This window comes from Pseudonocardia sp. Cha107L01, assembly GCF_052566575.1.
Map to the genome: position 1 here is coordinate 6,725,193 of NZ_CP199579.1, position 11,786 is coordinate 6,736,978.

Consider the following 11,786-nt stretch of genomic DNA (forward strand, 5'->3'; position numbering starts at 1 on the left):
CTGATCCTCAGTCCTCGACGATCGACAGTGCCTCGGTCGGGCAGGACTCGACGGCCGCCTCGAGCTCCTCCCGCTTGTCCTGACCGGGCTTTTCGATGAGCACGAGCAGGGACCCGTCCTCCTGCACCTCGAACAGATCCGGAGCCTCGGCCTCGCACATGCCCAAGCCGGTGCATTTCTTGTGATCGATCACGATCCGCATGGCAGGCTCCTTCTCCGCGTCCACGGCGACAAGATATAGTCTAACACTAGAATATCTAGCCTGCGAGTAGTTGCGGTGGACGATGGTCGCTGCCGGGCTATCGACTAGTCGAGGGTCGCCCGGGCCCGGTCGCGGCCGGCGATCCGCCCGATGGCGTTGCCCACCTCGGTGACTTCGTCGGCGAACTCCCGCCGCCGCTTGCTCAGGTAGGGGGCGCCCGGTCGCAGCAGGTCGCGGTGCCCGGCGAGTTTGAGCGCGGTACGGAACATCTCTCCCGACACCGACTCCTCGCTGGCCAGGGTGCGTTGCAGGGACCACTGGTGACCGACCCGCAGGCAGCTCTCCACCAGGATCGCCTCGGCCGCGGTCTCGTCGTCGTCGAGCGCGGCCAGCTGTTCGCCGACCACTCGGTAGGCGTCCAGGAACGGCCGCAGCGCCAGGTGCGCGACGAGCGGGCGGGCCGCCGCCAGCCACTCGCGCGCCTGCTCCCGGGTGACGTCCAGGCCACTCGAGGTGTCGGTGCCGGCCAGAAGCGCGATCTCGGCGGCCAGGTCGTCGATGAACTGCTCGCGCTGGGCGAAGAAGAAGTCGAACTTGAGCAGCTCACGCAGCCGCAGTGCCTCGTCCAGCGCGGGGTGCCCGGCGGAGGTGTCACTGTCCGCGGCACCCTCGGCCACCGCGAGCAGCGCCAGCTCCGCGATCGCCCGGAGCAGCAGCACGTGGATGGCGCTGTTGCGGTACATGGCCGCGATGAGGTGCTGGTCCTCGCCGATCCCCCACACCGTCTCCGAGCCGCCGGAGTAGGAGGTGAGCACGCCGGAGCGGACCAGTTCGCGCAGTGCCCAGCGCAGCGTGGAGCGGTCGGTCAGCGTTGCACCGCCGGCCACCGGCCAACCGCGCGCCCGGATGTAGTCCGCCAGCGGGCGCACGGTGGTGAGTACCTCGTCGAGGGTGAGTGCTCGGTCGGCGGCGAGCAGCGCGATGCAGACCGCGGCGGTCGGCGTCACCGGGGTGGCCGCGTTGATCCGGTGGCAGACGTCCAGGGCGACCCGCTCCACCTGGTTCTCGGTGACCTCGTCGGCGCGCAGCTCCTCCAGCCGTTGGCGCAGCGGCAACGGGGTGCCGAAGTCCAGGTACACCCGGCCGAGGCGCTCGCGCAGGCCGGCGGCGTAGTTGACCAGCCAACGGAGATCCTCGGCCTCCTTGCCCTGCCCGCGCGCCTCGGATGCCATCCGGCCGACCTCGTGCACCGGCAGCTGGTCGTACATGAACGACACTGGCACCAGCAGCGGGTCGGCGTCGGCGAGTCCGTCGACGGCATCGGCGACATAGCGCAGCAGCCCGAACCGCGGCGGGCGCAGCTTGCCGGTCCGGGTGCGACCGCCCTCGATCGACCAACACAGGTTCGCTTTGTTGGCCACCATCTGACCGACGAAGGAGCGCAGCGCCAGCCGGTAGATCGGGATGTCCGCCGTGGACCGCCGCACGTGGATGATGCCGGTGCGCCGGGCCACCGGGCCGAGCGGGAAGAAGTTCAGGTTGTCCCCGGCCATGCCGAACAGGGGTGACAGGTCGCCGGCCTGCACGAGCGGGGGCAGGATGAACTCGTCCAGGTACGAACGGTGCGAGATCAGGAAGATCAGCGCGTGCTTGCGGTCCAGCCGGCGCAGCTCGGCCAGCCCGTCGTCGTCGACAACGATGTCGTATCCCCTGGTCATCCAGGTACCGAAGCGCTGCCACAGGTCGCTGATCCGCTTGTTGTGCAGTGCCGACATCTCGCGCAGGTAACCGGCCGCCTCGATCGTCGCGTCCGCGCTCGACATACCGAGCTTGGCGGCCAGCTTCGAGACATCCGCGCGGAAGGCGTCCGCCTCCAACAGCTGGCGAACCTCGACGGTGTCGGCCGACCGCGGCTCACCGGTGGAACGTTGCCTCTCCCGACCGAGCAGCGCCCCGCCGATCGGGGACCTGCCGAGGAGCGCCATCGCACTGTCCCGAACGGCGGACGGGTCTACCTGCATGAGTGCTTTCCTTCTCCCCGGACGACTGTGGCTGTCTACTCCGCGCGGCGCGGTCGAGGGTTGCTCGCGGTCGGCCAGTCGTCCAGTGTGTCGGCGTAGAGCTGGCGTACCGCGTGGACCTGCTTGTCGATGTCGTCGTGGGTCCAGCCGTCGGTGCTGATCGGCGGCAGCACCGCCACCTGGACCGTGCCCGAGCGGGCGGTGCGGGCGTTGCGCCACATGATCTCCCCGGCATTGCGGATCACGATCGGCACGATCGGCACCCCCGCCTGGCTCGCCAGATGGAAACCACCTTTCTTGAACACCCCCAGCCGCGGTGTCATCGACCGGGTGCCCTCCGGCGCCATCACCACCGACGTACCCGACCGCAACATCTCCACCGCCGGCTTCAACGCCTCCAACGCCTTCGCCCGGTTCGCCCGGTCCAGGAACGCCACCCCGGCCAGATCGAACAACGGCCCGACCACCGGCATCTTCTTCACCTCCGCCTTCGCCACCGCGGTGAACCCGGTCCGGATCACCCGGGTGGTCACCAGAAAGTCGACCAACGTGCTCTGGTGGTTGATGAAGAACACCGCCGGCCGCGCCGACCAGGCATGCTCCTCACCGACCACCTCCACCTCGATATCGGTCAACGGCCCGGCGACCGTCGTGAACAGGGAGGTGGCCAGGTCGACACCCTGGCGGCGGTTTCCGTTCAGCGCACCCACCGCGATACCCGCCCCGGCGGCGGCGAACAGGGTGCCGAACAAGGTCGCGGTGCGCAGTACGGGCGTCGGGTCGAACCGGCCGGTCTTGTGGGACTCGAACTCGAGCACCGGCCAACCCCGCTTCGCCGCCTCCACCGCGAGCTCCGGTTGCGGGTTCACCGGGTGCGGGTGGCCCACGCCGGCCAGCAGCGGCACGTCCTCGTCACCGTTGGCGTAGGCATGGCTGGCGGCCAGGTCGAGGTCGCGCGCGGTCAGGAACTCGCGCACGGCGTCGATCTTGCCCGGCCCCCACAGCGTGCGACCGTCCACCTTCCCGGTCAGCAACCCGCCCTCGACGGCCAGCCGGGTGCACAGCACGTGCTCCACACCCAACTCCCGGGCCAACGGCGCGACCTGCAACAACGTCGCCGACGTCGCGATCACCACGGTGTGCCCGGCCCGCTGGTGCGCCTTCACCAACCGCCACGCCGGATGGAACAGGGTCCCCGCGATCCCCTGGGCGAACAACCGCTCACCCAGCTCCAGCATGTCCTCCTCGGTGCGACCGGCCCAGCCCCGGATACCGTCCTCCACAAGAGCGGTGAACTGGTCCTCGGTCATGGTCGGCCCCATCGAGGCACTGACCATGCGGACCAGCTCGCCGGGACCGATCTCGAAGTTGCGGAACCGGTGCTCGTAGAGCGCGGCGGCGGAGTAGCCGTCGATGAGCGTGCCGTCGAAGTCGAAGATCGCCGCGATCTGAGGTCCGGTCGGACCCGACCGGACCGACTCGATCAGGTCCTCCGTCGGCGTCATGACACCCTTCCGTTCGGGTTGGGTAAGGTCGCTGGCCGCTTGAGCAGCGTCAGCCCTTGAGCAGCGTCAGCCCTTGAGCAGCGTCAGCCCTTGAGTAGTGGCAGCAGACCCTTGAGCTCGTCAGTCACCGAGCCGGGCACGATGTAGCCGTCCTGGTTGCGGATGTCGTCGATGTGCGCGGCCACGTCGTCGGCCGACACCTCCACGCCCTTACCGGCGAACCAACCCGGCGCCAACCCCACGAACACCCGCGCGTACCGGCCACCACCGGCGGAGAACACCTCATGCGTCAACCCGCACGCCTCGCTGGCCAGATACACCACCATCGGCGTCACCAGCTCCGGCTCCACACTCTCGGCCAACGGACCCAGAATGTCCTCCGTCATCCGAGTACGCGCGATCGGACAGATCACATTGCTCTTGATGCCCGCCTTCGCACCCTCGATCGCCAACACATTCGACAACCCCACCAGACCCATCTTCGCCGCACCGTAATTGGTCTGCCCGAAGTTCCCGAACACCCCCGCATTCGACGCCGTGAAGACAAAACGGCCGTAACCGTTCTCCTTCATCACCCGAAACGCCGGCTGGCTCACATGGAACGCACCCCGCAGATGCACATCCAACACAGCCTCGAGGTCCTGGTTCTCCAACTTCGCGAACGTCTTGTCCCGCAAGATCCCGGCATTGTTGATCACAATGTCGACCTTGCCGAACGAGTCCAACGCCGTCGCCACGATCGCCGCACCACCCTCGGGCGTCGACACCGAATCATGCGACGCGACCGCACTGCCACCCTTCGCGATGATCTCATCGACCACCTTCTGCGCGGCCGAAGCATCACTGCCGACCCCCGCCGCGGACCCACCAAGGTCGTTGACCACCACAGCCGCGCCACGCGCCGCCAGATCCAGCGCGTACGTCCTACCCAATCCACCACCGGCACCGGTCACGATGGCCACTCGGTCGATGAAAGAAATCTCGGTCATGCGGGCATCCTCGTGTCTCGTCGCGTTTCAGCAGGAGAGCCGGGGCATCGCCAGTCGCGATGCCCCGGCAGACCATGGGGAGCGGCTCAGCGCTTTTCGGGGGTCCAGGTGCCGGGCATCTTCATCACGCCGTTCATGAAGTTGGACAGCATGATCGTCCGCTCGCCGACCTTGAGGTCCTTCATCCGGGTGTAGATCTCCCACATCTCGGCCTTGAGCATCTGCTTGCCCAGCATGTTGCCCAGGCAGTAGTGCGGGCCGCCGCCGCCGAACGCCTGGTGCGGGTTGCTCTTGGCCGCCCGGGTCACGTCGAGCGTGTCGGGGTTCTCGAACACCTCGCCGTCCCGGTTGCCGGAGATGTACCAGAGCACCACCTTGTCACCGGCCTTGATCGTCTCGCCACCGAGCTCGTAGTCCGACACCGCGGTGCGCCGGAAGTGCATCAGCGGCGGCTCCATCCGCAGGCACTCGTTGACCGCGTCGTCGGCCCGGTTGTCGAAGTCCTCGAACACGTACGCCAACTGGTCCGGATGCTGGTCGAACAGCGCCAGCACGTGCGCCATCGAGTGCCGGGTGGTGTCGTTCGCCGCGCCGGCCAACAGCGCGAAGAACACCCCAACCTCCTCCACCGTCATCTTCTCGCCCTCGTACTGCGCCTGCGAGACCCAGCTCATCAGGTCCTCGGTCGGCTTCTTCTGCCGCTCCTTGGCATGGCGCAACGCGACCTCGCCGAGGCGGCTGGTGGCGTCCGCGAACACCTGCAGCGGCGAGCCGATGTGCTTGTACTCCGGATCGCTCCAGGCACCCATCTGCTCGGACAGATCCATCACGTACTGCCGCTCGTCCCGGTCGGCGATACCGAAGAACGACGCGAAGATGCGACCCGGCACCTCCTTCGTGATCAGCTCACACAGGTCGCCCTCGCCCAGCGGCGCGGCATGATCGATGATCTCCCGCACCGTCCGCCGGGTATCCTCCTCGACCTTCTTGATGTGCTTCGGGGTGAACGCCACACTGATGATGTTGCGGAAACTGGTATGCCTCGGCGCGTCGGTGACGATGAACGACAACATCGTCTCCAACTGCGGGAAGTCGTCCAGGAAGACACCCTCGGCCGAGCTGAACACCTGCGGGTTGCGCGACACCTCACGGATGTCCGCGTGCTTCACCACCGACCAGTAACCCTGGGCGTTGTCCAGGTTGGGGTCCAGCGCCTCCGGCGGGCCGTGCCAGCTGACCGGCTTGTTCTCCCGCAGCCACTTGAACGTCTCGTGGTGCACCTGGCGGGGCTTCGCCCAGAACTCGAGCGGGCTGAGGTTGTGGTCGACGGTCTCGGTGGTCATTGCATCCTCCTCATGCTCTGGGTCACCCGGTGGGAGGCTGGGTCTGGATCAGCTCGAGCCTGAACCAGTTCGAGGGCGTCCCCGATCACCGTCCGGCTCCAGCGCGATACCGATCGACGTCCCTGGCCCGACGCCGAAGTCGATCATCGGCGCTCCCGGAAGGTGTTCGATCCGCTCCCCCAGACGGTATGGCGGAGCGGCGAAAAAGTCTAGTGCTCATTATTTTAGTACACGAGTAACTGTCGAGCCAAGACCGCACCGCGAAGCCGACTGCTCCATAACTCGATAGTATAGGACTAGAGCTTTTCTGATCAAGGCGGACGCCGTACCGTCGCCAGGTGGCCGACCAGCACGATCGCACCGGACACCGACCTGGCGAGGATCCGACGAGATGCGGGGACCAATGGCCGATCCAGATCCCGAACACCGTTCCGGCGAGGGCACACCCCTGGTGCTGGTACACGGCATCACGTCGTCCTGGCGGGCGTGGCGGCCGGTCATCCCGCTGCTGGCCGAACGCCACGACGTGTTCGCCCCGTCGCTCGCCGGTCACCACCAGGCGGCGCCGGTTGCCGCCGATACGGCGTGGTCGGTGCTCAGGTTGACCGATGCGCTCGAGGCACAGCTGGACGCGGCCGGCATCGGCACCGCCCACGTGGCGGGAAACTCGCTCGGCGGCTGGGTGGCGCTCGAGCTCGCCCGCCGGGGCCGCGCGCGCTCGGTGGTCGCACTGTCACCGGCCGGTGGCTGGCGCGAGCCGAAGGAGCTGCGGCGAGTGCTGCGGATGGTCCGGGTCGGGCGGGCCTTCGCACACCATCCGCTGCTCGCCGTGATGCTGGCGCGCCCCCGGGTGCGCCGGGCGATCCTGCGGGGAGTCTCCGAGCGGGGCCAACGGATGAGCCCGTCGGACGCGCGCCAGTTCTTCGACGACATCCTCGGCTGTTCGGCGCTGGACGGCCTGCTCGCGGCCATCGAGCGGGACGGCCCGCTGCCCCCGCTGAGCGAACCGACGTGCCGGGTGCGCATCGCCTGGGGCCAGCACGACAGGACCATCCCGTTCGCGCGCTACGGGCACCCGCTCGCCGAGTGCGTACCGCACGCGGAGCTGCTCAGCATGATCGGGGTCGGGCACGTGCCGATGTACGACGATCCGGCACTGGTCGCCGACACCATCCTGGGCCTCACCGGGCAGGTGGACCTCGATACCCGGCACCCGGTCGATACCCGGCACGCGCGCGCCGTCGGCAGGTTGCGCGGCGTGCTGGGCCGGGTCACCCAGGCCGCTCGCTCGGGCGACCACCGAGGCGACCAGGGCATCCGCCCCGGCGAGGCGGCACGCAACGGTGCGCCGACTCAGCGGGCCGGATCCGTCGATTTATAACGTATCCTCAACTGTCGAGTACTAGACCATGCTGATAGGACGCACATGAGCGCGGAGCAGGATCCGGTCGAGTTCGTCCACGAGCACTGGGCGCAGCGGAGCCAACCCGGCGTGGAGCACTTCGCGGCCATGGGGGCGATGATGCGCGCCCATCAGATGATCGTGGCCGAGCTTGACCGGGTACTGAAGCCACACGGACTGAGCCGGACCGCGTTCCTGCTGATGGCCACACTGCTCATGTCACGCGATCACACCCGACCGCTCGGCCAGCTCAGTCGACACCTCATGGTGCACCCCACCACCGTCACCCTGGTGATCGACCAGCTCGACGAACGAGCACTGGTGACCCGTGCTCCGCACCCGACCGATCGCCGAGCCGTGCTGGCCGCCCTCACCGCGAAGGGCCGCGACCTGGTGACCAGGGCAAGTGCTGACCTCACCGCCGTCCAGTTCGGGCTCACCGGCGTCAACGAGTCGCTGGCCCAGCGCCTCACCGCGGTGCTGGGTCAGATCCGGGTCAAGATGGGCGACGCGTCCTGAGTCACCGCGCGGCGGGCCGGGCCAGCGGGTCGGACCGGAGCGTCACGGCCGAGTGGTCCTGCCCAGCGCGAGCACCTCGTCGAAGCCCTTGTCCAGGCAGTCCTCGAACAGTTCGAGATCCGTGATCACGTCCGGGTCGAGGTTGATCCCGAGGCAGCAGGTGCCGTCCTGGGAGACCATGGTGACCATCGCGGCGACACCGGGTCGCGGACCCATCGGGTACATCCGCAAGACCTTGGCTCCGGCCAGGTAGACCGGGTAGCCGAGGCCGGGGATGTTGGAGGCCTGCACGTCCGACACGTTGGTCAGACCGCCGGCGATCTCGGTCAGCGCGGCGGACGGCAGCCGGCTCAACATCGGGGCGAGCACCTCCAGGAAGCCGATCGCGGGTTCCGACCGGGCGGTCAGGATGAACTCCCGGATCAGCTTGATCCGGACCGCCGGGTCCGGTTCGCCGACCGGTGCCACGAACCGTGCGCCGGCGAACCTGTTGCCGCCCTGTGGGTCGTCGGTGTTGCGCAGACTGATCGGGATCGCGATCGGCATGTGGTCCGGCGACAGGCCGAAGTGCTCGTGGTATCGGCGGAACGCACCCAGGATCCCGGCCAGGAATGCGTCGTTCAACGACCCGCCGGCCGCCTTGCCCGCGGCTTTGAGCGAGTCGAGGGCGACATCGTGGACCACGAGCCGGTAGCCGAACCCGCCGTCGCGCAGCAGCGGTGAGCGGACCGACGCGGGGGGCGTCAACATCCGGCGCAGCGAGAGGCTGTAGTCGACGGCGCGGCCGGCGGTGCCGACCGGGTCCCGCAGGGCGCGCCCCAGCAGTCCGAATGCCGCCCGCCCGCCGCCGAGCAGTCGCGCCGGGGCCCCGGTGAGCTGCTCGCGCAACTGGTCCGCGGTCAGGCTGAGCGGGGTCACCTCGGGTGCCGGGCGCGCCGTCGATGCCGTCGCCGGCCGGAGCGGACGTCCACCCGGCGTGGCGCTCCTGCTGTGTGACAGGCCCAGCAACTGGACGATGCCCAGGCCGTCGGTCATCGCATGGTGCAGCTTCAGCACGTAGCCGGCCCGACCTCCCGCCAGCCCCTCGACCAGTACGACCTCCCAGGGCGGCCGGTTGTTGTCGAGCGGCCGGGCCTCGATCTGCGCCGTCAGGTCGAGCAGCTGTCGCATCGAGCCCGGCTCGGGCAGCCGCAGGCGCTGTACGTGGTAGGAGAGGTCGAAGCAGGTGTCCGGCGTCCAGGTCGGCGTGGCGACCGGCAGCATCGGCTCGACCACCTTGTCGCGCAGCCGGGGGATCGCCCGGGTGGCGCGCTCGTGCGCGGCCAGGAACCGCGGCCAGTCCGGCACCGAGTCGAGCAGCTCCAGCAGGACCCCGGTCGACCTGGTCCTCGGATCCCCCTCGGCCCGCCACATGACGGCCTCCCAGGCGGTCATCTGGGCCGATCCGCCCCAGTCGCTTCCCTCGAGCCGATCGTCGCGGTCCGGCCCAGCGGTCATCTCACTCATCTCTTTCCGTCCGTGCTGGCGGCTGTTGCGCCGGTGCCGGGCGGTGTGCCGGCGCGGCTGTCCACGGCGTCGGTGACCTCGAGAATCAACCGGGCAACCGCCTGTGGGTCGTCTGACATCGGCACGTGCCCGACGTCGTCTAGGAACAGCAGTTCGGCGCTCGGTAGTTTGTCGACGAGCGGCTGACCGAAGACCGGGAACGGGATGACCCGGTCCTTGCGGGCCCAGACCACCCGCACCGGGCAGCCCGGGTTCCGCAGCGGCTGGAACGGGTGCTCACCGAGCACCGACAACAGGGGTAACAACACCGGGGCATGACGCAGCGCCCTGATATCGGCGGCCAGGTCGGCCGGGTCGAACCGCTCCGGGTGTGCCACCATCGCCGAGACGAACATCCCGCGCGTCCGGGGGTTGCGGGCGAGCGCATCGGCTCTGGGTCCGAGCACCTCGAGCAGTTCGAAGGCCACCCGCATGCCGGCGACCAGGGTGGCCAGCCGCAGGTTCGAGCTCCAGCCGCCGGCCGGGGAGAACACCACGACCGAACGGGCCCGGCCCCGGCGGGCCAGTTCGAGGGCGAGCCACCCGCCGAGCGAGTTGCCCACCACGTGCACCTGGTCCAGCCCGAGCGAGTCCAGTTCCGCGATCACCCCGTCGAGCAGCGCGTCCACCGACGGGGCGACCCCCTCGGCGAGCATCGCGGCGCCGCTGTGCCCGAGCAGGGTCGGCGCGATCACATCGTGGTGCCGCTCCAGCAACGGGAGGACCGGCTTCCAGCTCCGCCAGGTCACGCTGAACCCGTGCAGCAGCAGGATCGGTGTGCCGGAGCCGCCGCGGTGACCGGGCGTGTCCGGCTGGATGTGCTCGGCGGTCGCGGCTGGCTCTCCCCCGGCGCGCCGTCGGCGAGCCCTGACCGCCAGGTAACCGGCAAGCAGCCCGGCCGCACCGGCCCCGTGGACGACGCGCCGCCTACGGTTCACCCTCGGTCCTCTCATCTCTGTTTTACTCTAGATATAGATTATCGATCACTAGACCATCTTCCGTGCCCGCCCGCAACCGGCGGCGTCGATTTACTCTAAGATTCAATACTCGACAGCTAGACTATTTCGGCCCTACCATACCGTCAGCCCCGACCTGGAGGACTCCGTGGAGATCACCGCCGCCGTCGCGCACAAGCCGTTGGCCGATTTCACGTTGGAGACGTTGACTTTGGATGGCCCGAAGGCGGGCGAGATCCTGGTGAAGATCAAGTCGGTGGGGTTGTGTCACACGGATCTGGCGGCGCGGGAGGGCATTGTGCCGATCCCGATGCCGGCGGTGTTGGGGCATGAGGGTGCGGGCACGGTGCTCGAGGTCGGTGCGGGTGTCACGAAGGTCAAGGCCGGGGACAAGGTGGCGTTGACGTTCAACAGTTGTGGGTCGTGTGAGAACTGTGTGTTGGGGTCGCCGGCGTACTGCTACCAGTTCCTGATGTTGAACTATGCGGGGGTGCGCCCGGATGGGAGTTCGCCGATCACCTCGGCGGAGGGTCCGGTGAACTCGGTGTTCTTCGGGCAGTCCTCGTTCGCCTCGCATGCGTTGGCGAACGAGCAGAACGTGGTGAAGTTGGCTGATGACGCGCCGTTGGAGCTGGTGGGGCCGTTGGGGTGTGGCATCCAGACCGGTGCGGGTGCGGTAATGAACTCGATGGCCGCGCACGAGGGGTCGTCGCTGTTGGTGCTGGGTGCCGGGTCGGTGGGGTTGGCCGGGGTGCTCGGTGGGGTGGTGCAGGGCTGTTCGACGATCATCGTGCTGGAGCCGCACGCCAGTCGCCGCGCGCTGGCCCTGCAGCTGGGTGCCACGCACGCGTTGGACCCGGCGGCGGGCGAGCTGGCCGAGCAGGTCCGGGCGATCGTGCCGATCGGCGCGCAGTACGTGTTCGACACGACCGGGATTCCGTCGGTGATCGAGGCCTCGCTCGGTGCGATGGCCCCGCACGCCGCGCTGGGCCTGGTCGGGGTGCCGACCGATCCGACCGCGGCGATCGGGTTGAGCCTGATGCAGGCGATGATCATCGGGATCAAGATCTACGGGATCATCGAGGGTGACGCGGTGCCGGACGAGTTCATCCCCCGGTTGGCGGCGTTGCACCGCGAGGGCCGGTTCCCGTTCGACAAGATGATCACGAAGTTCCCGTTCAACCAGATCAACGAGGCGATCGAGGCAGGGCACCGGGGCGAGGTCGTCAAGGCGGTCCTGGTCCACGACTGACCGTGCGGGCCGACCGGGCCAGCGATACCGAAGTTCCCCGCGGCAGCACCGG

10 protein-coding genes are annotated in these 11,786 nt (G+C 68.5%); 3 read left to right on the top strand and 7 right to left on the bottom strand.

The window, feature by feature from the left end:
- Window positions 1-7: 7 nt before the first annotated feature.
- From ACTXG6_RS31630 to ACTXG6_RS31650, 5 genes are all read right to left on the bottom strand, one after another.
- A complete protein-coding gene (locus ACTXG6_RS31630; protein WP_445183066.1) occupies window positions 8-202 on the bottom strand; it encodes a ferredoxin in 195 nt (64 codons plus the stop codon).
- Between the two features lie 104 nt (window positions 203-306).
- Window positions 307-2,223 carry a lysophospholipid acyltransferase gene (locus ACTXG6_RS31635; RefSeq protein ID WP_445183067.1) on the bottom strand — a complete coding sequence of 639 codons (1,917 nt, stop codon included), beginning with the start codon at window positions 2,221-2,223 and terminating at the stop codon, window positions 307-309.
- Between the two features lie 35 nt (window positions 2,224-2,258).
- Complete coding sequence (locus ACTXG6_RS31640) at window positions 2,259-3,728, bottom strand: HAD-IB family hydrolase (RefSeq protein WP_445183068.1); 1,470 nt, start codon at window positions 3,726-3,728, stop codon at window positions 2,259-2,261.
- A gap of 83 nt (window positions 3,729-3,811) precedes the next feature.
- Entirely contained in the window at window positions 3,812-4,717 is a 906-nt protein-coding gene (locus ACTXG6_RS31645; protein ID WP_445183069.1) for an SDR family NAD(P)-dependent oxidoreductase, read from the bottom strand.
- An 86-nt stretch (window positions 4,718-4,803) separates the two neighbouring features.
- The gene (locus ACTXG6_RS31650; protein WP_445183070.1) at window positions 4,804-6,060 is read right to left on the bottom strand and encodes a cytochrome P450; all 1,257 of its coding nucleotides are present in this window, start codon (window positions 6,058-6,060) and stop codon (window positions 4,804-4,806) included.
- A gap of 403 nt (window positions 6,061-6,463) precedes the next feature.
- On the opposite strand from ACTXG6_RS31650, the gene ACTXG6_RS31655 reads away from it, so the two are divergent.
- Both ACTXG6_RS31655 and ACTXG6_RS31660 read left to right on the top strand, forming a co-directional pair.
- Window positions 6,464-7,441 (top strand): alpha/beta fold hydrolase, encoded by a 978-nt coding sequence (locus ACTXG6_RS31655; RefSeq protein WP_445183071.1) that lies wholly within the window; start codon window positions 6,464-6,466, stop codon window positions 7,439-7,441.
- 45 nt (window positions 7,442-7,486) lie between these two features.
- Complete coding sequence (locus tag ACTXG6_RS31660; RefSeq protein ID WP_445183072.1) at window positions 7,487-7,981, top strand: MarR family winged helix-turn-helix transcriptional regulator; 495 nt, start codon at window positions 7,487-7,489, stop codon at window positions 7,979-7,981.
- Window positions 7,982-8,023: 42 nt separating this feature from the next.
- On the opposite strand, the gene ACTXG6_RS31665 is transcribed toward ACTXG6_RS31660, so the two are convergent.
- Both ACTXG6_RS31665 and ACTXG6_RS31670 read right to left on the bottom strand, forming a co-directional pair.
- Entirely contained in the window at window positions 8,024-9,487 is a 1,464-nt protein-coding gene (locus ACTXG6_RS31665; RefSeq protein ID WP_445183073.1) for a wax ester/triacylglycerol synthase domain-containing protein, read from the bottom strand.
- Entirely contained in the window at window positions 9,484-10,464 is a 981-nt protein-coding gene (locus tag ACTXG6_RS31670) for an alpha/beta fold hydrolase (RefSeq protein WP_445183074.1), read from the bottom strand. The genes ACTXG6_RS31665 and ACTXG6_RS31670 overlap by 4 nt, the downstream gene beginning before the upstream one ends.
- A gap of 166 nt (window positions 10,465-10,630) precedes the next feature.
- Between ACTXG6_RS31670 and ACTXG6_RS31675 the strand changes: the two genes are divergently transcribed.
- Window positions 10,631-11,734: an NAD(P)-dependent alcohol dehydrogenase gene (locus ACTXG6_RS31675; RefSeq protein ID WP_445183075.1), complete on the top strand. Its 1,104-nt coding sequence runs from the start codon at window positions 10,631-10,633 to the stop codon at window positions 11,732-11,734.
- The last annotated feature ends 52 nt before the right edge of the window (window positions 11,735-11,786 follow it).

What these genes read in the sequence shown, in the direction of transcription:
- ACTXG6_RS31630 (WP_445183066.1), bottom strand. Translation starts at nt 202, where the DNA reads ATGCGGATCGTGATCGATCACAAGAAATGCACCGGCTTGGGCATGTGC.
- ACTXG6_RS31635 (WP_445183067.1), bottom strand. Translation starts at nt 2,223, where the DNA reads ATGCAGGTAGACCCGTCCGCCGTTCGGGACAGTGCGATGGCGCTCCTC.
- ACTXG6_RS31640 (WP_445183068.1), bottom strand. Translation starts at nt 3,728, where the DNA reads ATGACGCCGACGGAGGACCTGATCGAGTCGGTCCGGTCGGGTCCGACC.
- ACTXG6_RS31645 (WP_445183069.1), bottom strand. Translation starts at nt 4,717, where the DNA reads ATGACCGAGATTTCTTTCATCGACCGAGTGGCCATCGTGACCGGTGCC.
- ACTXG6_RS31650 (WP_445183070.1), bottom strand. Translation starts at nt 6,060, where the DNA reads ATGACCACCGAGACCGTCGACCACAACCTCAGCCCGCTCGAGTTCTGG.
- ACTXG6_RS31655 (WP_445183071.1), top strand. Translation starts at nt 6,464, where the DNA reads ATGGCCGATCCAGATCCCGAACACCGTTCCGGCGAGGGCACACCCCTG.
- ACTXG6_RS31660 (WP_445183072.1), top strand. Translation starts at nt 7,487, where the DNA reads ATGAGCGCGGAGCAGGATCCGGTCGAGTTCGTCCACGAGCACTGGGCG.
- ACTXG6_RS31665 (WP_445183073.1), bottom strand. Translation starts at nt 9,487, where the DNA reads ATGAGTGAGATGACCGCTGGGCCGGACCGCGACGATCGGCTCGAGGGA.